Origin of the sequence: Limosilactobacillus viscerum, from assembly GCF_947387525.1 — a bacterium.
GTDB lineage: Bacteria > Bacillota > Bacilli > Lactobacillales > Lactobacillaceae > Limosilactobacillus > Limosilactobacillus viscerum.
Genome location: NZ_CANDNW010000006.1, coordinates 14,910 through 37,151, shown reverse-complemented (window position 1 = coordinate 37,151; position 22,242 = coordinate 14,910). Strand labels below are relative to the sequence as shown.

Annotated in this window: 17 protein-coding genes and 1 pseudogene; 6 read left to right on the top strand and 12 right to left on the bottom strand. The window is 44.9% G+C overall.

Annotation, left to right across the window (positions count from 1 at the left end; all coding sequences use genetic code 11):
- Positions 1-241: 241 nt before the first annotated feature.
- Both QOS07_RS03055 and QOS07_RS03050 read right to left on the bottom strand, forming a co-directional pair.
- Positions 242-574: an ArsR/SmtB family transcription factor gene (locus tag QOS07_RS03055; protein ID WP_283587534.1), complete on the bottom strand. Its 333-nt coding sequence runs from the start codon at positions 572-574 to the stop codon at positions 242-244.
- A 32-nt stretch (positions 575-606) separates the two neighbouring features.
- Positions 607-1,170 (bottom strand): cadmium resistance transporter, encoded by a 564-nt coding sequence (locus QOS07_RS03050; RefSeq protein WP_283587533.1) that lies wholly within the window; start codon positions 1,168-1,170, stop codon positions 607-609.
- A gap of 295 nt (positions 1,171-1,465) precedes the next feature.
- Between QOS07_RS03050 and zwf the strand changes: the two genes are divergently transcribed.
- Both zwf and gndA read left to right on the top strand, forming a co-directional pair.
- Positions 1,466-2,947, top strand: coding sequence for a glucose-6-phosphate dehydrogenase (zwf, locus tag QOS07_RS03045; protein ID WP_283587532.1), 1,482 nt, complete (start codon positions 1,466-1,468; stop codon positions 2,945-2,947).
- A gap of 139 nt (positions 2,948-3,086) precedes the next feature.
- Complete coding sequence (gene gndA, locus QOS07_RS03040) at positions 3,087-4,523, top strand: NADP-dependent phosphogluconate dehydrogenase (protein WP_283587531.1); 1,437 nt, start codon at positions 3,087-3,089, stop codon at positions 4,521-4,523.
- Positions 4,524-4,582: 59 nt separating this feature from the next.
- Here the strand turns inward: gndA and QOS07_RS03035 are convergent.
- Positions 4,583-5,751 (bottom strand): annotated as a pseudogene (locus QOS07_RS03035) (ammonium transporter).
- A gap of 507 nt (positions 5,752-6,258) precedes the next feature.
- On the opposite strand from QOS07_RS03035, the gene QOS07_RS03030 reads away from it, so the two are divergent.
- The gene (locus tag QOS07_RS03030; protein WP_408613265.1) at positions 6,259-8,205 is read left to right on the top strand and encodes a glycoside-pentoside-hexuronide (GPH):cation symporter; all 1,947 of its coding nucleotides are present in this window, start codon (positions 6,259-6,261) and stop codon (positions 8,203-8,205) included.
- Between the two features lie 61 nt (positions 8,206-8,266).
- On the opposite strand, the gene QOS07_RS03025 is transcribed toward QOS07_RS03030, so the two are convergent.
- Together QOS07_RS03025 and QOS07_RS03020 are read right to left on the bottom strand one after the other, a co-directional pair.
- Entirely contained in the window at positions 8,267-9,322 is a 1,056-nt protein-coding gene (locus QOS07_RS03025) for a serine hydrolase domain-containing protein (RefSeq protein ID WP_283587529.1), read from the bottom strand.
- 199 nt (positions 9,323-9,521) lie between these two features.
- Entirely contained in the window at positions 9,522-9,980 is a 459-nt protein-coding gene (locus QOS07_RS03020) for a universal stress protein (protein WP_283587528.1), read from the bottom strand.
- Positions 9,981-10,183: 203 nt separating this feature from the next.
- On the opposite strand from QOS07_RS03020, the gene QOS07_RS03015 reads away from it, so the two are divergent.
- Positions 10,184-10,642 carry an Lrp/AsnC family transcriptional regulator gene (locus QOS07_RS03015; protein ID WP_283587527.1) on the top strand — a complete coding sequence of 153 codons (459 nt, stop codon included), beginning with the start codon at positions 10,184-10,186 and terminating at the stop codon, positions 10,640-10,642.
- Between the two features lie 164 nt (positions 10,643-10,806).
- Here QOS07_RS03015 and QOS07_RS03010 read toward each other — a convergent pair whose 3' ends face one another.
- The 4 genes from QOS07_RS03010 to QOS07_RS09570 all read right to left on the bottom strand — a co-directional run bounded on the left by QOS07_RS03010 (position 10,807) and on the right by QOS07_RS09570 (position 16,226).
- On the bottom strand, positions 10,807-12,090 hold the full coding sequence (locus QOS07_RS03010) for a dicarboxylate/amino acid:cation symporter (RefSeq protein ID WP_283587526.1): 1,284 nt from the start codon (positions 12,088-12,090) through the stop codon (positions 10,807-10,809).
- Positions 12,091-12,500: 410 nt separating this feature from the next.
- Complete coding sequence (locus QOS07_RS03005) at positions 12,501-14,600, bottom strand: glycoside hydrolase family 36 protein (protein WP_283587525.1); 2,100 nt, start codon at positions 14,598-14,600, stop codon at positions 12,501-12,503.
- A 254-nt stretch (positions 14,601-14,854) separates the two neighbouring features.
- Positions 14,855-15,982 carry an MFS transporter gene (locus QOS07_RS03000; RefSeq protein WP_326521322.1) on the bottom strand — a complete coding sequence of 376 codons (1,128 nt, stop codon included), beginning with the start codon at positions 15,980-15,982 and terminating at the stop codon, positions 14,855-14,857.
- A 1-nt stretch (position 15,983) separates the two neighbouring features.
- Entirely contained in the window at positions 15,984-16,226 is a 243-nt protein-coding gene (locus QOS07_RS09570; protein ID WP_326521321.1) for an MFS transporter, read from the bottom strand.
- A 168-nt stretch (positions 16,227-16,394) separates the two neighbouring features.
- Between QOS07_RS09570 and QOS07_RS02995 the strand changes: the two genes are divergently transcribed.
- A complete protein-coding gene (locus QOS07_RS02995; RefSeq protein ID WP_283587524.1) occupies positions 16,395-17,318 on the top strand; it encodes a helix-turn-helix domain-containing protein in 924 nt (307 codons plus the stop codon).
- Between the two features lie 81 nt (positions 17,319-17,399).
- Here QOS07_RS02995 and QOS07_RS02990 read toward each other — a convergent pair whose 3' ends face one another.
- From QOS07_RS02990 to QOS07_RS02980, 3 genes are read right to left on the bottom strand one after another with little or no spacing between them, the layout of a single operon-like run.
- Positions 17,400-18,392 carry a LacI family DNA-binding transcriptional regulator gene (locus tag QOS07_RS02990; RefSeq protein ID WP_283587523.1) on the bottom strand — a complete coding sequence of 331 codons (993 nt, stop codon included), beginning with the start codon at positions 18,390-18,392 and terminating at the stop codon, positions 17,400-17,402.
- Between the two features lie 30 nt (positions 18,393-18,422).
- A complete protein-coding gene (locus QOS07_RS02985; protein ID WP_283587522.1) occupies positions 18,423-19,871 on the bottom strand; it encodes a UDP-glucose--hexose-1-phosphate uridylyltransferase in 1,449 nt (482 codons plus the stop codon).
- A gap of 27 nt (positions 19,872-19,898) precedes the next feature.
- A complete protein-coding gene (locus QOS07_RS02980) occupies positions 19,899-21,077 on the bottom strand; it encodes a galactokinase (protein ID WP_283587521.1) in 1,179 nt (392 codons plus the stop codon).
- Positions 21,078-21,278: 201 nt separating this feature from the next.
- Between QOS07_RS02980 and QOS07_RS02975 the strand changes: the two genes are divergently transcribed.
- Positions 21,279-22,241: an SGNH/GDSL hydrolase family protein gene (locus tag QOS07_RS02975; protein WP_283587520.1), complete on the top strand. Its 963-nt coding sequence runs from the start codon at positions 21,279-21,281 to the stop codon at positions 22,239-22,241.
- The last annotated feature ends 1 nt before the right edge of the window (position 22,242 follow it).

Below are 22,242 nucleotides of genomic sequence, written 5' to 3'. Positions count from 1 at the left end.
ACCGTTACGGACAAAAATAGCCCATTTGAGTACTATCAATTGTTTTACTATATTGGGAAAAGAAATTAATTAATTGCCGAACCCCATAAATACAAAAACAAGGCCCGTAATCCGGTATCTAACCGAACCACGGGCCTTTCCTTTATTTGGTAATAGCCGGTAGCAATTTCATATTTTACAGATAGATAGTTGGCGACGGCTCCAAACTAAGGCTTAGTTCAGAAGCTATAACACAATTTTTCTACTTATACAAATTCCGTGGGTGCGGTTCACCCTTGATTTCGTGTTTAACGTGGTTAAGCATATCATCAATCATTTCCACCACGTGGGGGTCGTCAAGGACGTAGTAAACTTTTGTCCCTTCTCGCCGCCGACATACCAGCTGGTAGCGGTAAAGGATCCCTAACTGTTTTGACACCACGGGTTGTGACATTTGAAGATTTTCAACAATGGTTGAGACCGATACTTCGCCATCACAGTGACGCAGAAAGTACAGAATTTCAATCCGACTGCTGTTACTTAGCACCTTATATATTTTTGCTGCTTCCTCAATCAATTCATGGGCAACTGTCAACCACGGCCACTTCTTTCTTCTTTTTCTCCCTATTATATCAGATTCAGTAAGTGGCTAATTAACCCGCTATCATAGAAAACGTACAGCCCCACACCAATGTAAATAACCTTCATCAAAATTTCACCATAGTTGGTTAACACTCGCTTAACAACTGGCAATTCCCCAAGTGCCTTAATCAAAAAGGCCACGATCACTGACAATCCACCTACAAACAATACTGCTGAAACAAAGCGGTGGTATGACAACCCAGTCAATACAGGTAAGAAAATTGATAAATTACACCCCGAGCAAACTGCCAGATAGGTGACTAACGTTGCTAAAATCGGTGACCGGTGTGAATTTTCAGCTGGGTCCTCATCATTATCGTGAAGCGCCATATAAATTGGCAAAATCCCCAATATTCCTAGTACCCATTCCGGCAGGAAAAGCGATAGCGCCTTCCCCACCAAAAAGCTTACCATCATTAAGAAGACAACTCCGATTAAGTAGCCAATCACCACGTCCGTTACCCGGTAGCGCCGTAAAAGGAACAGCATGATAATAAAGAAATCGAGGTTGACCGCAATAAAGGTCAGAAATAGTAACCAATAATTCATTGTTCTCCTCAATATATCGAATTTGATATATTATTTATATACCGTTTTCGATATATAATCAAGAAAAACTTTTCTGTCTAAGATCTCCCGTTCGTGCAAACCGTTGCAAAAAAAGTTTTGCTCTAGACCATTTTTAAAAGTACCGCAACGAAGTCTATTCATTAAGCGATTTACTGTCTGTGTGCCATTTCTCACAACCAAAGAAAACGGTTCCTTTTATAGTGCAGACTGGCGGTTGAGAGTATATAATTGGAACGGTGAAATAATTTCTGTAATTTCAGAAGGAGTGAACGTTTTGGCTACAGAAAATAAAGCTGTTATTACATTGTTCGGTGCTACTGGTGACCTCGCAAAGCGGAAGCTGTACACCGCCCTTTTCAAGCTCTACCAAAAGGGATACTTACAAGACCACTTTGCACTTCTCGGTACTTCTCGTCACCCATACAGTGATGAAGAATTCCAAGAAGTTGTTCGTGAATCTATCAAGGATGTTGAAGAAACTCGCAAGGGCGAAGCAGAAGACTTCTCCAAGCACTTCTTCTACAAGTCACACGATGTTACTAAACCTGAACACTACACCATTTTGAAGCAACGGATCGAAGAACTGGATAAGCAATTCGGTACTGAAGGCAACCGTCTCTTCTACATGTCAATGGCCCCACAATTCTTTGGTACCATCGCCATGAACCTGAAGAAGCAAAACCTGCTTTCTGACGACGGCTTCAACCGCCTGGTTATCGAAAAGCCATTCGGTCGTGACTTCGACTCAGCTCAAAAGCTGAACAACGAATTGTCCAAGACCTTTGACGAAAACCAAATCTTCCGGATTGACCACTACCTGGGTAAGGAAATGGTTCAAAACATCCAAGCACTTCGTTTCGGTAACACCATCATTGAATCTCTGTGGAACAACCGTTACATCGACAACATCCAAGTTACCCTTAGTGAAAAGCTTGGTGTCGAAGAACGTGCCGGTTACTACGACAATTCTGGTGCCCTTCGTGACATGGTTCAAAACCACATCATGCAAATTGTTGCCCAATTAGCCATGGAACAACCAGTTTCATTTACTGATACTGATGTCCGGGTTGAAAAGATCAAGGCATTGCGGAGTCTCCGTGTCTACACCCCATCTGAAGCCGCTGCTAACTTTGTTCGTGGCCAATACGATGCTGGTGACGGTACTGAAGCTTACCGTTCTGCTGATGGTGTTGACCCTGACTCTGGTACTGAAACCTTCGTTGCTGCCAAGCTGATGTTTGACAACTACCGCTGGTCAGGTGTGCCATTCTACGTTCGGACTGGTAAGAAGTTAGCCGACAAGTTCACTCGGATCGATGTTGTCTTCAAGAAGCCATTGATCGATATCTTTGCCGACCCACGGAACGAAAGTGACCAATCTCTTAACTCCAACGTCTTAACCATCTTTGTTGAACCAAAGTCTGGTTTTGCTATGCAATTAAATGCAAAGCGCGCTGGTCAAGGGTTCACTACGCAACCAGTTGACCTGAAGTACTTACAAAGTGATACCGATAAGAAGGAATCACCAGAACCATACGAACGTCTCTTCCACGATGCACTGGAAGGCAACCACACCAACTTTGCATCATGGGCTGAAATTGCCTACGCTTGGAAGTTTGTTGACGTTATCCGTAAGCTGTGGGACATTGAAAAGCCTCAATTCCCTAACTACACCCCTGGTTCAATGGGCCCTGCCGCATCCGACGAACTCTTAGCTCGTGACGGTCGCAAGTGGGTTTACCGTCTGAACCACTAATTAAATTTTGACAAAAACGTTTTAGGATTTCTTAAAACGTTTTTTGTTTATAGATAACGGTTGCACACAGAAAAATTTTTGCTATAATGAACATTGTGAAAATTGTTACATGTATTTTCTTATGAGGAGAGTGACTTTAATGTCAGAGAATAAAGCACAAATCGGTGTTGTCGGTTTAGCTGTTATGGGTAAAAACCTTGCATTAAACATCGAAAGTCGTGGGTTCACGGTTGGTGTATACAACCGTCACCGTAACCGGACTGATGAAATGATGAAGGACCACAGTGACAAGAAGTTAGTTCCTAGTTACACGATCGAAGACTTCGTTGACTCACTGGAAAAGCCTCGTCGTATTCTGTTAATGGTTAAGGCTGGTAAGCCAACTGATGCCGTTATCGACGAACTGCTTCCTCTGCTTGACAAGGGTGACGTTCTGATCGATGGTGGTAACACTAACTTCCACGACACCATGGCACGGAATGCTAAGTTGGACAAGTCCGGTATCAACTTCATCGGTATGGGTGTTTCCGGTGGTGAACTTGGTGCCCTCCACGGTCCTGCTCTGATGCCAGGTGGTCAAAAGGAAGCTTACGACTTAGTTGCTCCTATCCTGACTAAGATTGCTGCTAAGGCTGAAGAAGATGGCAAGCCATGTGTTGCTTACATCGGCCCTAACGGTGCAGGTCACTACGTAAAGATGGTCCACAACGGTATCGAATACGGTGACGAAGAATTAATCGACGAAAGTTACAACATCATGCGTAACGTTCTGAAGATGCCGGTTGATGACATTGCTAAGACCTTCGCTGAATGGAACAAGGGTGAACTTTCAAGCTACTTGGTTGACATCACTGCCGACATTCTTACTCGTAAGGATGACCTTGGCGATGACAAGAGTAAGCCAATCGTTGACATGATCCTTGACCGTGGTGCTAACAAGGGTACTGGTAAGTGGAGTTCAGAAACTGCTCTTGAAGGTGGCGCTCCTCAATCAGTTATCACTGAAGCGGTTTACGCTCGTTACATCTCAATGATGAAGGACGAACGTGTTGCTGCAAGCAAGGTATTGCCTGAAGTAACTGAATCCATCTCAGTTGACGACAAGAAGGAATTGATCGAAAAGGTTCGTGAAGCCCTCTACTTCGGTAAGGTTATGTCTTACGCTCAAGGGTTCGAACAAATGCGGATCGACTCCGAACGTTACAACTGGAACCTTAAGATGGGTGAATTGGCACAAATCTGGCGTGCAGGTTGCATCATTCGTGCACAATTCCTTCAAAACATCACTGATGCCTTCGACAAGAACCCTGACCTGAAGAACCTTCTTCTTGACGACTACTTCAAGGACATCGCTAAGAAGTACCAAAAGGCTATCCGGGACATCGTTGCTCTTGCTGTTAAGGCAGGTATCCCTGTTCCAGCTCTTAGTGCTGCTATTAGCTACTACGACTCCTACCGTGCAGAAGTTGTTCCAGCTAACCTGCTTCAAGCACAACGTGACTACTTCGGTGCTCACACTTATGAACGTGTTGACCGCCCAGGTAACTACCACTACAGCTGGTACGAAGAACAATAATCAAAGCATTAAAGCGCAAAAGACGTTGGCATTTGCCAACGTCTTTTTTTGGTTTAAATCTATTTAACTGATTCGATAGTTCCTAGTGTTTCAGCATGTTGACTCAGGTCAAGCCCCCGGGCCTCATCCGCTTCCGAAACCCGAATTGTCATCAAGTGTTGAAGTATTTTAATAATTACCAGTGAGAAGACAAAGGCCATAACCACCGTTATTAATGTTGCCAACAATTGAACACCAAAGAGGTGCCAGCCACCGCCAACAAAGAGGCCATCATATTTAACCTGACTGTTGATACTATGCTGGGCAAAGAGGCCGGTTGCAATGCTTCCCCAGATCCCACTCACCCCGTGACAGCCAAATGCATCTAAAGTATCATCAATTGACGGGAACAGCGGCTTAATTTCGGTAATAAAGTAAAAGCTGCAGGCAGCAGCGATCAAGCCAATCCATAGTGCCGCATCAATTGAGACATAACCCGTTGCCGGCGTGATTGAAACTAACCCACACAATGCTCCAGTACAGGTTCCGACAAGGGTTACGTGACCGGTTTGCCAAACCTCTAACAATTGCCAGGCAACCATGGCAGCAGCCGAGGAAACAGTGGTGGTAATCATTGCTTGGGCCGCCACATCGTTAATCGCCAGCGCTGAACCCGCGTTAAAACCGTACCAGCCAATCCATAAAATAGCGGTACCTAACAATACCCATGACCGGTTAGCAGGCTTATCATTCCGGAAGTGTCGCGGCCCAACACCAATTGATAAGGCCAGTGCAGTCACACCGGCATTAATGTGGACCACCGTCCCGCCGGCAAAATCAAGTGCACCCAATTTTGCTAGTAGGCCACCACCCCACACCATGTGGACTAGCGGGTAGTAAACAACGATTGACCAACAGATGATAAAAGCGGTTAAAAACTTGAAACGCACACGGCCTACCACTGCGCCCACAAATAAGGCAGGCGTAATAATTGCGAACATCATTTGAAATAGCGAATAGATCCCCTCCGGAATACCCGTCTTGGTTAACCGGTCAAGGCCGACATGGTTAAACATCACCGCATGCAGGTTGCCGATTATGCCCAAAACGTTGCCGCTCAATGAGAATAGCCAACCGCAACCCACAGGATCACCGCTAAACCACAGATGTAAAAAACTGATAGTAAAGTGTTAACCGTATTTCGGCGCGCTACCATCCCACCATAGAAAAAGGCCAACCCGGGAGTCATAAAAAAGACGAGGATACTGGCGATCATTACAAATAAGGTGTTTGCCGTACTCATTAACACTCACTCCTTTAATATTTGCTAACCAATATACGGCGCCCTGCCAGTTATTACAATGGTCAGTGGGAAATGGCGTTGATTATAAGCTCACCACCTGGCTACACTTTAATTAATGAACTAGTAAAGCGGCTTCATTTTAACAAAAAATGGTCTAGTTCATTTAAAAGTTATGCTGATTGGTATTGGGGATTTTAAATAATTTACTGGTCTATTTTTATTTGCTTACCCGGTTTTAATAAAATTTTTTACTATCTTTTGGTCTTTCCGATAAGCTAGGCACGCGCAGCCCATTAAAACAGCCAGTTTTTCCTTTCATTACCACTAAAAATGCTAATAAAAGCACTTATTTGTACTAAAAGTTTACTAAAAAGTTATTGACAAGTTTAGTGAAAGCGCTTAACATAATGGCTGTAAGCAATTATTTATATATTTCGTAGAAAAGGGGAGTCAATGATGGATAGTTCGAAGCAGGAACAACACGTTGTTCGTTCACGCCTTGCATATTCACTCGGTGCGTTCGGTCACGATGCCTTCTTTGCATTACTTTCAACATACTTTATGATGTACGTTACCGGTCACTTGTTTGATTCCGGTAACAAAGCTTTTGATAACAAGATGGTCGGTTACGTTACCGCGATTATCTTAATTCTGCGGATTGGTGAATTGATCATCGACCCAATGATCGGTAACGCAATTGACCGGACCCACACTCGTTGGGGTAAGTTCAAGCCATGGGTTGTCGGCGGTGGTGTTATTTCAGCCATCCTGCTGACTGCCCTCTTCACCCCACTTGGTGGATTGAACTTAAGCAACCCAATTCTTTACTTGGTTATCTTTGCTATTATTTACATCGTCATGGATGTCTTCTACTCATTCAATGATGTTGGTTTCTGGTCAATGGTTCCTGCTATGTCCTTTGACTCACACGAACGTGATAAGATAGCTACCTTCGCCCGGGTTGGTTCTACTATCGGTGGTCAGATCATTGGTTTCGTAATCATGCCAATGGTTCTGTTCTTCTCTGTCAAGCAAAACGGCGGTACCGGTGATGACCGTGGTTGGTTCATCTTTGCCGCTATCGTTGCTGCTATTTCTGCCATCACTGCGATCGGTGTTGGTATGTTTACCCACGAACAACAATCATTGCTTCGTGAAAACAAGGAACAAACTAAGTTCAAGGATATCCTGAAGATCCTGGTTAAGAACGACCAACTTCTTGCCATTGCGATGTCCTACCTGTTCTTCACTACTGGTCAGACTTTGCTGAACAGTTTCGAACTTTACTACTTCACTTACATTTTAGGTAACTCAAAGGCCTTCTCTATCCTGGGTGGTTTGAACACGGCTGTCGGTGTTATCTCCGTCTTCGCCTTCCCACTCTTCTCAGGTAAGATTGGTCGTCACAAGCTCTTCTATGGCGCTGCAACGATTGAAGTTATCGGTGCCTTGATCTTCGCCTTTGCTGGCAAATCATTAGCACTTGTTTTACTCGGTGCCGAATTATTCTTCATTCCACAACCAATTATCTTCCTGGTTGTTTTGATGACCATTACCGACTCTGTTGAATACGGTCAATTGAAGTTAGGACACCGTGATGAATCACTGACCCTGTCAGTTCGTCCACTGCTTGATAAGTTCGGTGGTGCCGTTGCTAACGGTGTTGTCGGGATGGCTACTGTTGCCGCTGGTATGACTGGTGGTGCTACTGCTGCCACTGTTACTGCCCACGGTGTAAGTATCTTCAAGATCTACATGTTCTTAATCCCAATTGCTTTAATCGTTGTTGGTATTATTATCTTCGCCCTCAAGGTTAAGTTGGATGAAAAGTCCCACGCCAAGATTGTTGCTGAACTGGAACAAACTTGGGGTAAGCACCTTGACAAGGATGACGACGCCGATGCTCCTGCTGCAGAAGTTCCTGCACCACAACCAGGTGTTACCGACATTCCTGCTCCAGTAGCTGGTGAAATCGTCAACCTGAAGGACGTTAGTGATCCTGCATTTGCTGAAGGTAAGATGGGTCAAGGATTTGGTATTAAGCCTTCCGATGGTAAGGTTTACGCACCATTCTCTGGTACCGTTCGGGCAACCTTCTCCACCCGTCACGCGGTCGGACTGGTTTCTGATAACGGAATCGCCCTCCTGATCCACATTGGTGTCGATACCGTTAAACTTCATGGTACTGGTTTCGTTACCTACTTCACCAAGGGTCAACACATTGAAAAGGGTCAACAGTTGATGGAATTCTGGGACCCAACAATTAAGAAAGCTGGTCTTGATGATACGGTAATCGTAACCGTCACGAACAGTGAAAGCTTCAATGTCGATATGATTGCCAAGGCTGGTGACAAGGTCACTGTCAAGGATGACGTATTGAAGGTTTCAAAGAAAGATTAATTCTTTAACAACTAAAAAGGGAGTCGCGGCTTAATTGTCGCGGCTCCTTTTTTAGTTAAAATCAGTTAGTATTAATTGTTGCTTGTTCCTCACGGTAATCACCAAAGTAGGCGTGGTAAAGCTGGCTATTAAGTGACCGTAGTTGCTTGTACGAGATATTATTAGCAAAGAACATCATGGTACGTTTATTTTCATAGTTACTATAAAGGCTGCAGGAATACCCAGCAAGATAACCATTTGCGTGGAGGTATGGTGCCTCAAGATAGGTTCCACCAAAGTAAGTTTCCGTACCCGTGGGATCTTTCTTGGCAAGGAATTGTTTCAATAACTGGGGATTATTAAGCAGTGCCCGGTGATAGAAACGCCAATACCCTACTGGTGTACTAAGGATATCGCCAGCACCTAACTCGGTGGACATCGCCAGCTGGAGCTTCTGCCACGTCCGCTGCTTGCCAACAGCAAGGGTTACCTGCCCTTTCTTTACTTGGCTAAAGAACTTCATGCGCACCCCTGCTGGTTGCAGAACCTTGGTTGCTAAGTAGTGACGGTAACTCTGCCCACTAGCCTGGTGAATAACTTCCGCCAGAATAATATAGTCCAGGTCGGTGTAGTGCCAGTTAAAGTTACCCGTTGACCGGCAGCCTTCAAGTGCATACTTAAGCTGTGCTTTTTCGCTCGTCAGCGGGTGTTTTAAGGGCCGTGTTTCATTGACCAGGCCACTTGTATGCATCATCAATCTATCGACCGTTACCTGCCTGGCACCGCCAATTTGGGGCAGGTACTTACTGAGGGGCGTTGTTAGCGAGAGCTTCCCTGCTAGAACCAGTTGTTCAACTGCAATCCCCGTTAATAATTTTTGGAATGAGGCGATTGGGATCAAGCGTGTCGGCTTAACGACCTGGTGCGGGTTAGAAGCAACCTGGTTACTGATCACGTGCGGATTCTTGGCGGTACCATCTACCAAAACGATTCCGTTCACCTTGTTGTCTTTAAGGACCTGCTCAACCCGGTCATCAGCGACTCCCCGACTAGCAGCGCTAACTGTCAGGCCACCACTCAGGGCAGCTGTTAACGCTACTCCTACCATTAGGATCAAGTACCACTTATACTTTGTCATAATCGTCATCTCTTTTTAAAAGCAATAATGGAGCTGTGTCACCGGTCCGCTAGTTAAATTAAAATAAACGGCACAATACACAAATGAGGCCCAAAGTCCGGTTAAAAAGCCGAACTCTGGACCTCTAATTATACTCGCTGGAGAGTGCTACGACATCGTAACCGACTAGCTCACTCCCCATTTAACTTTGACCCTTACCTTATTGGTCAACAGCGGTCCGAACAACCAGTACATCAACTGGTGCATTCCGCTTTACGTAGGAAGTAACAGAGCCCATAACCGCCCGTTGCATCCGTGAAAGGCCACTAGCACCAATCATAATCATGTCGTTGTGGTGGTCGTGAATAAAGTCAAAAGAAATAATCGTCTTTGGATTACCCAGACGAATGTGGATATCCATGTTATCGAAGCCATCTTTTTCCTTAGCGTTCTTTAATAATCCGCTGAGGTATTCCTTGGACTTATCAACGAGTTGGTAAGCAATGCTACCATCTGACATACCGGCAAAGTTGTAAGCCATTGCCCGGGTGTCAATTACGTTTAACACGTCAATATGGGCACCGTTACGCTTAGCAACAAAGATTGCCCGTTCTAAGGCCAGTTCTGATTCTTTAGAACCATCAACTGGCACTAAAATGTTTTGGTATTCTTGATCCATATGCTTGCCTCCAATGTAGCATCTTATATCTATGCATATATTGTACCATTAAATCACCGGTATTAGTAAGCTTAACACATATCCACGTAATTTTTTCACAATTGACAATCGTTAATAAATCGCCTACAATTCAGACAATATAATTAGATGAATATGAGAATTCTTAGTTTTTCTTTAATTCAGCTGGAAACGAGGTTTCATACATGGATAAAATCGATCGTAAAATCATTAACTCATTACAAAAGAATGCGCGGGCATCCTTGAAGGACCTCTCAAAGGAATGTTTTATTTCCTCACCAGCCATCGCTGCACGGATTAGTAAGCTGGAAAAGGCTGGCATCATCAATGGTTACCACTCTTCCATCAACATGGAAAAGATCGGTTTCCATGTCCGTGCTTTCATCCAGGTTCAACTGGAGCCACGACAAAAGAAGGATTTCTACCCATATGTGCAGAGTATTCCTAACGTCGTCGAATGTAATTGTGTCACTGGTGATTATTCAGAAATCATGGAGGTTGTTTTCCCGTCAACAACGGACTTGGATGACTTTATCAACACAATTCAACAACGCTTTGGGAAGACCAGTACTCAAATTGTCTTTAGCACCAGCGTTTCCCACCGTGGGATCCAACTTGATAATGCTGACGATGAGGATGAATAGTAAACAGAGACCGGAAAAGATGAAAATCTATTACGGCCTTTTTGTTTTCCTCGAATATTAAGATTAAAAAGAGCCCCAGTTGGGTAACCTAGAGCGCCGACCTGTTTAGTGTCAACGCCTATCCTGAGTTACCCTACCGGGGCTCTACGAATTTTTAATCGTTTCTACTTCTTTTCATGGTAAGTATCAAGATACTTATTGTACTGATCACGGTCAAGTGACTTTTCTGATTCACCGATAACCAAGGTAGCAATCGAGTTACCAACCACGTTAACTGCGGTCCGGCCCATGTCAACGAACCGGTCAATTCCGGCGATGAAAGTCAAGCCGGCCATTGGAACACCAATCGTTGAAACACTGGCCAGCAGGACAACAAAGGAAGCACCAGGAACCCCAGCCATCCCCTTACTGGTAATCATCAAGACAATCAGCAAGGTGATTTGGTGGGCAAGCGTAAGGTGAAGGCCATATGCCTGTGCCAAGAAGATAGCTGCCAGTGACTGGTAAATAGCGGAACCATCAAGGTTGAAGGTGTAACCAGTTGGGATAACGAAGGAAGTAATCCCCTTTTCAACCCCCATTTCCTGGGTCTTCTTCATCAGCCGTGGCAAGGTAACTTCTGAACTGGCAGTTGTAAAGGCCAGGACAATTTCATCCCAGATTACCCGCATTGTCTTCCAGTAACGCAGGTGGAAGATATGAGCAGTAATCCCCAGCACGACGATGATGAAAATGATCATCGTGACATAGGCAATCAGGATAAAGTAACCAAGTGGCAGCAACGCACTGATCCCCATTTCAGCAATGGTCATTCCGATCAGGCCAAAGACACCAATTGGGGCGAACTTCATTACCCAGTTAGTTACCTTGAACATAACTTCGGACACACCGTTTAAGACGTCAATCAGGATCTTTGCCTTTTCACCAACCGCTGCGATTCCCAAACCGAAGAGAACTGAGAATAAGATTACTGGCATCATGTCGCCATCAGACATGGACTTGAAAATGTTAGTAGGAATAATTGATAAGATTAATGGCCAGAAACCACTCTCATGAGCAGCATGCTTGGCAGTCGACATATATTGTGAAATGTCAGTCGCATGCAGTTCGTGAATGTTGATGAAGGTACCTGGGTGGGTCAGGTTAGCCATCCCAATCCCAAGCAGCAACGCAATTGTCGTCAGAATTTCAAAGTAGATCAGTGTCTTGGCACCAATCCGGCCCAGTTTCTTGATATCACCAATGTTGGCAATCCCAACCGTCAAGCAAGAGACAACGATCGGCATTACGATCATTTGGATCAGCCGAATGAAGATTGTCCCGAGGCTCTGCATCACTGTGATGGCACTCTTATTTTGGTAGAAGATAACCCCACAGATAATACCTAAAACTAAACCAATCATTATTTGCCAGCCCATACTCAGGCGGCTAAACCGATAGTGTTTCACTTCGCATCCTTCTCTCCCTTAAATGTCTGTAAATACTTTAGCACATCTTAAAATAATTTCCATCGTTTTTTAATGGAAAAATCGCTAAAAAACGAACGGATTAATATTTACTTTCGCCTTTATTCACTATTTATAAATAACACCTTGTGAGAGAAAATGAGGCAATTGTTCTTAATTTACAAATTAAACTAGTGATTTTAAATTCTTTTGTACATGATTTACTGATATTTCAGTAATTATAGCGTCTTATCGTTAGGACAGGTTCTTCAATGAATGTCCGTGTTTTTATCTGCAAAATTTTAAAAAATATTTTTGGCTTTTTTGATTATTCACTATTTAAAAATAACAGGTATCCGCTTTCAAAAAAACACCCAGAAAAATAAGAACTTCTCTGGGTGCTTTTTCATAAATTAATTTAGGTTGATCTTATATAGACGGGCTACTTTTTCACGAGGAAATTCGACCGTCAGATGGTTATTAGTTATTGTATAGGTTGTCAGATTGTCTGCTTTAGGGAAGATTTGTTCAACAGCATTAACTTGGCCATACTTTTCCAAATTAATTGTGGTAGTTGTATCACCCCCTTTGCCACGCCAGATTGCGAGGTAGATTGTATTCTCATCTTTAAGTCCATAACTAAACCAGGAATCATCAAGTGCGCTAAGACCTGTTGGCCAAATTGGCAGCATTGTTGGTATCTTGTCACGGTATTGCTTATAGCTAGCGATCCCTTCCTTGACCAGTGCCAACCGGTGCCCCGTAACTTCATTCAATAGGCCGCTCTGGTGGATCCGTACCAGCATCGCATTTACCATGTTGAAGATTACTTCTTCATCATCCCCGTCTTTCAATGGGTAAGACCAGATTGCGCATTGTTCAGGTGCTACCACTGAACCACCAACTGCGGCAATATTACCATTGCGGAGATAGTCGGTTTGGTCACTCATCGACTGAATACTATGCCGTTGCAGCATCGCATAATCATGGCGCATACCACCGCTCCCGCAATTTTCAATCACTAGGTCCGGGTAACGCTGAAATACTTGGTCCAGCCACTTAAGGTATGCCCGGTTGTGCTTCAGTAATCCGTCACCATAGCTATCCGCATCATGGTCGGTCCCAATACCGGTAGTGATGTTATAGTCCATCTTAATATAGCCAACACCATATTGCTTAACCAGCCGGTCAACTACTTCATCTGCATACTTGCGAACCGCTGGATTGGTGAAATCAAGGTGGTACCGGTCAGAATCAATTACCCGTTTACCATGCCGGGTAAAGAACCAATCATCAGGTAATTGATCAGCTAGTGGGCACTTGATCCCCATTACTTCGATTTCAAGCCATAATCCGGGTACCATCCCTTTACTGCGGATATAATCAATCACCTCGGTAATCCCGTTAGGAAAACGTTCCGTGGATGGTTGCCACTCGCCAACACTGTCCCACCAATAACCAGGGGCGTACCAGCCGCAATCAACAACATAGTATTCACAACCCGCTGCAGCAGCGGCATCAATTAGTGGTTTCTCCTTGGCCGTCGTTGGATCACCGGATAGACCGTTCATGTAGTCATTAAAGATTACTGGTAGCTGTTGGTTATCCTTATTGGGCCGGCGAATTGCCCGGCGATAAGTAGTCATTGCATCAAGTGCCGCTTCAAAGTCGCCATTTAGTTGACCGAACACTACCGGGATAGTAGTAAAGCTTTCTCCTGCTTTTAGGTTTTTCCACCAGTGGTTATCATACTCTTCGGGGCCGGAAAGACGAATTGCCAATAGGTTACCGGCACCAATATCGGTTAATTCATAGTGCCAGGCACCATTATTTTCAATTTGCCAGATGGCTGCTTGACCGGTCCGCTTGTTAACCAGGATACCGTTAGGAGAATATTCCGAACACGACCAGGATGAATTATTAGTGATACTAATCCGTTTCGAAGAAGCCTGGCCCTTTTCACCATCAACCCAGTAGTCCAAGCCGGCATCTTTAAGGGTATTAGCTTTCCACTGTGCCTCCGCGGTCCAATCATTATTTGCAACGTAAAATACATTGTCTTCCGCGTAATTTCCAGTTAAGTCCCCCGCCTGGTTAATTCCAGTAAGTGCAAAGGAGGAAACATACTCTATTCCCAGGTCACCCTCGCCGGCATTTTCCAGGGTCACCCAACTCCGAATAACTGGAGTATTATCAAAGAGTTGGTAGTAGTTGATTACTTTTAATGCTCCGTTTTCTTGAGTAACTTCAAGCGTCTTTCCATTGTCATTTTCAACTACGCGGTGCGACAAATAGTGCAAACTGCTACCCGGTTCCGTACTGACAAATCCCACTCCCTTATGGTGGATATTTTCACCGGTCACCTGCACCTCGGTCAACACCATCTGTTCCTTGTCCTTCTCACTAGCGTTAGACAGGTCATTACTGCCAATTCGTGACAAGGCTACCTTGCCACTATCCAGCACTTCAAAATCGATCTGGGTCGACGAAGTGCTAACAGAAAATTTGGTCATCTTTACTCGCTCCTTTAATTCACCGATTCAGCAGAAAAGGTGCACTTTTACCACCTTTGCTTCTCCTAAACCGTTTTCATTGTTATGATGAGGATAGAAAACTAATGGAGGTTGATGCCCGATGGATAATAAACCCAAACGAGGAAACTTACTGTTCTTTCTCGCACTCATCATTATTGTTGATACAATTTTCATCTTATATTCACGTTTTAATTAACAAAGGGATGTGACGATTGTCATGATCCCTTTTTTCGTTATTCACGTGTCTTTGATAATTCAGCCGTAATGTCCTTTTCCATGTTTTCGTACTTTTGGTAGAACAATGCTGGAATGATTGCCAAAGCATACATTAAGATAGTTACCCAGTTGAATGAAATGTTAATTCCCATCAATGCATGTGCAGTCTGTGCATGGTTGGCAACGTAACCAAAGGCGGACATAATACCACCGTTCATGGCACCGGCCAGGCCCATCCCCATTGACATACAGAAGGCAGAACCAACCGTTGTCAATAGTCCGGCAGCGTTGACACCGTTCTTCCATTCACCATAATCAACGGCTGAACCAAGCATGGCAAATGGCATTGAGCAGGCAATTCCGGAACCAATATTAGCAATGATCCAGCCGATGACTGCCCCCACCACGTTAAGGTGAGCAAACATAATAATAAACTGACCAATAACGGCGCCGGCCAAGCCAAGTGCCCAAATGTGACTCTTGGACATGTACTTATTAAGTAGTGGAATCGAAATAATCCCAATAACTTGAATAATGGCAATTGAGTTAAAAAAGGTAACTAATCCCTTGTTGTGGAAGTAGTAGGTAAAGTAGTAAACGAGTGATTGCTGACGGCCTTGTTGGGCAATCCAAAAGAGGAAGTTACCGCCTACAATTAAGAACCATGGCCAGTTCTTGTTCATTGCGTGAATACTGTCCTTCAGCGTAACCCGTTGACTGTTTGGCACAACAACCCGTTCACGAATATGGCCGAATGAGAACAAGGTCCCACAAACGTTCAGGATAGCAAAGATAACGATGAAAATCCGGAATCCCTTAACATCATTACCGCTACCAAAGAAGGCGACCAGTGGCAGTGTCAAGGAGTTAACAATGAATACCCCAAGCTGTGAACCAACCATCCGCCATGAATTCAGTTTTACCCGTTGGGCTGGTGATGAAGTAATTAATGGCAAAATAGTGGTGATTGGTGCGTTAATCCCCAGGTATAGGACCCCGTAAATCATGTAAACAACACCACAGTAAATCGCCTTTGCGGACGGACTCAAGCTTGGTGCCCAGAAAAGTAAAATTGCACTAGCAGCATATGGAAATGCTAACCATAAAAAGTATGGACGGGCTTTACCAAACTTTGAGTGAGTCATATCAATTAATGTTCCCCCAAACTGGTGCACCGACCGCATCAACACCCCGCGCGATCAGTAAAATAATCCCAGTTGCTGCTGCCGAAACAGCGGCAATATCAGTAAAGAAGTACATTAGGTAACTATTAACCACCGTCGCTAGCAGTTGCCCTGAAAAATCAAGGTTGGCGTAGCTTAGTTTTTCTAAGGGGCCAACCTTGGCCTTGGTTGATCCAAATGGATACTTTGTCTTTTTCTCATCCATTAACTCTCACTCCTATCAATTAGTCTCAACCATTCAACAGTTAAATTGTAACCGCTCTCATGTGTTCCCAAAAATGGTCAATCTAGTATGATAGGTGTTCATTTTTCACTTTGTATTGAACATTTAGTGTGGATTTCTTACTATTAAGGTATATAAGGAGGGATTAACATGCAGGTGACTTATTTTGATGTTAACCAACCAGTTGTCGCCGCTAACCAAGGATTCTTTACCGCTGGTGAGAATTGGCGCCATAAACGGATCTACCAAAACGAAGCCTGGGAAATAATTATCCTTGTTTCTGGGCAGCTCTTTTTACAGGTCAACCACCAACGATTTACGGTTTCTGCTAATGAGGTACTACTTGTTCCTGCACATGCCATTGTGGTGGGCTTTCAAAAATCACCGCAACACACCCAATACTATTGGTTTCACTTTTTCCCAAATCCACGCGGGGTTAAGCAAGCGGAATACCGTGAAGGGCAAGCAAGCCGTGACGGCTTAGTCCCCCTCCCAGTTCAGTTTCCTCTTCCCGGCATTAAGAAATCATTTGTGCTGGCTAACCAGGTTCTCGACGTCGCGATCAATAAGCACTACCCACATATCGCGGTCGACTATTTACTGACAAGCCTTTTAATTGAGCTTGCCCATGACTTTATTGAGTCTTCACACACCGACAGTAGCGACCAGATGGAAAATATTAAGGGGTGGATTCTTTCCAACCTCAGTAGTTCACTTACTGTCAGCCAGATCGCTACCCATTTTGAATTTAACCCCAACTATCTTGAGCGAATTTTCAAACAGGCAACCGGCCAAACGATTATCCAATTTATTAATAACCTTAAGATGGAACGGGCCCAGGAGTTATTATTAAAAACTAATTTTCCCATTAAACAAATCGCAAGCGATGCCTATTTCAACGACGACAAGCACTTTATGAAGCAGTTCAAGCGAAAGTTCCAGTTAACCCCTTCAGAATTTCGGCGAACATATACGCAAAAATTTCAAGACAGCAGTAGCTTTGATCCCCAGGTTTTACTGTCTAAGGATACCGATATTAATTATTATCAGCGGTTTAAGGATACCGAGAAATAATAAAAGCCCGCTAACGCTCATTGACGAACGTTAGCGGGCTTTGGTCATTACGAGGAAGCGCACTATCTCACTTCCCATTGACTATTTAGTTGTTTGCCGCTTGATCAAATGTGTCCCGACAACCGTCTTGCAGGCATCCGCATCTGGGTTTTGCAGACGCTTAACCATCATATCAACCGCCGCGTGAGCCATTTCATCCGTGGCAACGTGAACCGACGTCATGCTTGGGTAAACGTACTTGACCAGTGCCGTGTCATTAAAACTAATCAGCGCCAGCCGTTGCGGAATCGCAATTTTGGCTTCCTGGACGGCCTTAAGCGCACCCACTGCCATTGGGTCATTTGCAATAAAGATCCCGTGTGGCAAGCGGTCACCTAACCGTTCAATTGCTTGTTTCATCGCTTGATACCCCGACATCGAGGTGTAGTCGCCGGCAAAAATATACTCTGGATGATACAAGTTCCGTTGACGGAGGTCGCTCTCAAAGTAGAACCGCCGCAAGTCTGGCACAATTTCGTTATCCGTTGTTTTTTCCGTTCCCGCAAGCATTCCGATATCTTGAATCCCTTCATCCAGGAATTCACTGATCACGGAACAAACCGCATTTTCAAAGTCCGGTACCAGGCAATCATACCCAGCAGCCAAACTATCATAGTCAACAAATACAATGTTCTTAGTTACCAAGCGGAACTTCTCTACCTGGGAGTTGCTAAACTTCCCAATGGCAATAATTCCCGTCACATCCTGGGGAATATCCTCCATATTGTTCTGGTAGATCGGCACCGTCTGTAATCCCCGTTGCTGGGCAGAACGTTCAATTTCCATCCGAATAGCCATGTAGTACAGGTCATCAAGCTCCTGGGTTAGCGAGTACCACTGAACAACCGCAATTTTTTGGACCCGGTTGTTTTGCGGGCGCTTATGCTTGGTGTAATTAAACTGTTCGGCGGTCTCAATTACCCGTTGGCGGGTCTTTTCATTAACCGAAAGGGTCGTGTCATTGTTGAGGATTCGCGATACGGTTGCGATTGATACCCCTGCTTTATTTGCAATGTCTCGTAACGTTACTGCCATCCTCACAATACTCCTTTCAATTAATTACGATTACAGTTCCTTTAAGAACCGGTCCCAGCCAGCTTGTCCTGCTTCATCATCCTTGAAGACACCAGCGTTTTTAAGAACGTTAGCAAAGATATTAGCCAGTTCTTGTTCCATTACTTCATCAACATTGTCCTTTGTAATGTCAACCCGTGCTTGGACTTCCTTTGCCCATGGCAGGTGGCTGTCAGCAATCTGGTTATCAGCACCGAGCCAGAACTTCTTGACTTCGTTCAATTCGTCCTTCAGCCGTGCTGGTAAAATTGCCCGGCCCATAACTTCAATCAGGCCAATGTTTTCCTTCTTGATGTGCCATAACTTTTCGTGTGGGTGGAAGATCCCTAGTGGGTACTTGTCACTCGTGTTGTTGTCCCGGAGAACAAGGTCTAATACGTACTTCTCGCCGTCACGGTACATGATTGGCGTTACGGTGTGGTGGCGAGTGTCACCGTCAAAGGCCTTGATGTCCAAGCTTTCGTCACTGTAGTGGTCCCAAACATTAATGATATGGGTACCAAGGTCAATCAACTGGGTAGTGTCGGCACTCGTCAGCCGGATATCACTCATTGGCCAGTTAACAACCCCGGCTTCAACAGCTGGGAAGTCAGCAAATTGTAGTGGCTTCTTGATCGTTGCTTTCATCATTGGGAAGGTATGGCGACCACCTTGGTAGTGTTCGTGTGCCAGCATCGAACCCCCAACAATTGGCAGGTCCGCATTACTGCCGACAAAGTATGCTGGCAGCTGGTTTTCAATTTCAACCAGATTAATCAGCGTTTGCCGGTTGATCTTCATTGGTTCGTGCTTGCCGTACAAGAAAATGCAGTGTTCGTTGAAGTATGCATATGGCGAGTACTGGAAGCCCCATTGTTTCCCACCAATCGTCATCCGGATAATCCGGTGGTTGCTACGAGCAGCTTGGCCCAGGCGACCCTTGTATCCTTCATTTTCCATGCAGAGCGCACATTGAGGGTACTTCTTCTTCGTGTCATGGGCTGCCGCTGCAATCGCCTTTGGATCCTTTTCTGGTTTGGAAAGGTTAATGGTAATCTCTAAGTTACCATACTTAGTTGGCTTGTCAAAGACCACGTTCTTCTTGATTGCCGCAACTTTGACATAGTCGTTGCTGGTACACAAGTTGTAGAACCAGTCAGTAGCAGTTTCTGGAGATTGTTGGTACTTTTCCCAGAACAGGTGGTTAACAACCGATGGCCGTGGTGTCATTAAGTCGTAGAGTTGGTCATTCAAGATTTCCCGGGCAGTTTGACCGTCCTCAATCTTACCGCGTTGAACGGCCAGGTCAACTAATTGGGCAACTAACGGTTGGTCGTCAGTAGCTTCAACATCTTCATCGCCAACAAAGCCCCGAATCTTGTTCATGACGTAAACCCGGTCCAGTGGATCGTAGGCACCACTAGCAATTACCTTGTCTGCATATTCTTCAATTAACTTCATTTTCTCATTCTCCTCGCAAAGTACTAATTACAACTTGTGTGGACCGTCAACAACTTCGGCATCATAGAAGCTGGCGTCGTAACCAATCTTTTCACGGTAAATCTTACCAACGTTCTTCTTGAAGTCTTCAGCGGCTGACTTCTTAACGATGGCAATGGCACTACCGGCGAATCCACCGCCGACCATCCGGGCACCAAGGCAGCCTGGTTGTTCCCAAGCACTTTCAGCCAGGGTATCTAATTCCTTACCGGTAACTTCATAGTCATACTTCAGTGAAACATGGGAGGCATTGATCAGACGACCAAGTTCTTCCAAGTCACCCTTTTCCATGGCATCGATAGCCCGCTTTGTCCGTTCGTTTTCACTAACAGCGTGACGAGCACGACGGATCAAAGTATCATCGTTGATCAGGTAAGTGTATTGGTCAAAGGTTTCGGAATCAATTTCACCTAGTTTACTAATGTTGAGCTTCTTGCTGAGGCGCTTAACTGCTTCGCCACATTCTTCAACCCGTTCGTTGTACTTAGAACCAGCCAGTGAGTGGGTCTTGTTCGTGCTCATGATTAAGATTTCGTAGTCACCGAGTTCCAGTGGCAGGTACTTGTATTCCAAAGTGTTGCAGTCAAGGAAGATGGCATTGTCTTTCTTCCCCATTCCAACGGCAAATTGGTCCATAATTCCGGAGTTTAAGCCCACGAAGTCGTTTTCCGTCTTCTGGCCCAACTTAACAAGTTCAACTTCGTCAATGTCGAGGTTGAATTCTTCCTTCAGCAAGTTCCCCATCAGCATTTCAATTGAAGCTGATGATGACAGGCCGGAACCGTATGGCAGGTAACCGTGGATGTAGAAGTTAAACCCGTGGTCGATCTTGTAGCCACGTTGCTTCAGATAAACAAGCATCCCCTTGAAGTAGTTAACCCACTTCTCGTCTTTGGCAGTCTGTGGTTGGTCATCGTTAATATCAAAAGTGATGATCTTACTGTTTTCTTCCTTAGCGGAGTTAGCAGAATAAATGGCCACCGTGCTATCTTCACGCGGGCCGTAAACACCATAAGTACCAATACTAATGGCACATGGGAAAACGTGGCCCCCATTGTAGTCTGTGTGTTCACCAATTACATTAATCCGACCAGGAGAGAAGAAGACATCCTTGCCGTTTTCTTTGAAGACCGCTTTATATTCATCAAGAAATTGTTGTTTATCCATCGAGATAACCTCCATCACTCAAATAAAATCTCTTAGTAAACTTTTACTAAATATAATTTAATATGATTTACCCCATTTGTCAACAAGCGCTTACATTTTATTTTTAGCAAATCAGAAAGCGCTTACTAAAATTAGCTAGATAGTCACCCACGGGCTAAGCAAACGATGGTAAAATTAAGCTTATGAAGTGGAGGCGGAAACATGGTGCATTATTCACCACGGCAGCTACTGCCGTTAGCCCAGCGAACTGGTCGGTGGGTAATCAAAACAATTAAAGATAAGCCGGTACTATACACTACTAATCTTGGCAGCAGCATTCGTTTTGAATGCGAGCAAAGCCAGCAGCTCATAATCAGGGTGCTTAACAATGGGCAACCCGGTTTTCCAAGTCAAATGTATGCTTGGCGGGTTGATAGCGGAGAATGGCACCGTTTTGCTGCTTCTAATGGCAGCTGTAAAATTACGTTCACAAATACTAGTAGGCACCTGGTTGAAATTACAACGGCCGGAAATACGGACATGGACCAGGTTTGGTCTGGAAATCAGGGCTTTGCACTAGCTGGCATTGATACTACTGCAGGTCAGCTTTTGCCGGCACCGCCACGCCCACTTGTGGACTTTATTGGGGATTCGATCACCGCTGGCTGCTGGGTTTATGGCAAACAGGCTGCCCTTGATTACCGCCCAGAAAGCAACTATGTTGGCCTCGCATGCGACCGGCTGGGAATTGATGGCGTCCGTATTGCTTATTCGGCAGCGGGCGTCCTGCGGCCAGGTACTGGTGGTGTACCCGTGGCTGCTAAGTTTCTCAACCACATCGATGCAACGACAGAATGGCAAGCTAACCACCCCCAATTAGTTGTGGTTAACCTCGGTGTTAATGATCGTCGGTTCACCACGGCTGAGTTTTTCCCCGCCTATAATGAATTCATCAACCAGGTAACTACCACCTTTCCAAAGAGTCAGGTGCTCCTCCTGGTCCCATTTAGTCAAACCTACCGGGAAGAAATTGCCAAAGTGGCGAATATTCACCGGGTGGAAGTAATTGACACAACTGGCTGGTGCACCAGCTATACGGATGGGCTCCACCCCGACCAGCAAGGCGCCAGAACAGCCGCTCGGCAGCTGGCACAGGCCCTCAGTGATAAATTAAGGAGGATTTAAC